Raw genomic sequence first — 233 nt, 5'->3', positions numbered from 1 at the left:
ACGACTGGGTGCTGCGACGCGCCTGCCGCGACCTGCGCAGCCTGCACCTGGCCGGCCACGAACGGCTGCGGGTGGCGGTCAACTGCTGCGCCAGCAATCTCGGCCGGGCCAGCCTGGTCGACGAAGTCCGTCATGCGCTGGAGCAGGCCGGGCTGGCGGCGTGCTTCCTCGAACTGGAGGTGACCGAGGACGCGCTGATGTACAACATCGACCAGACCATCCCGCTGCTCGAA

1 protein-coding gene is annotated in these 233 nt (G+C 69.1%); it reads left to right on the top strand.

Translation table 11 applies throughout. The annotated features are described in order from the left end of the window. On the top strand, positions 1-233 hold a 233-nt coding region (locus ACLJNW_RS28760), incomplete at both ends, for an EAL domain-containing protein (protein WP_410962099.1).

The organism is Salmonella sp. SAL4457, from assembly GCF_046548235.1.
GTDB lineage: Bacteria > Pseudomonadota > Gammaproteobacteria > Enterobacterales > Enterobacteriaceae > Salmonella > Salmonella enterica.
Note: the sequence above shows the minus strand (reverse complement) of the source record. Positions and strands in the feature narration are given on the sequence as shown.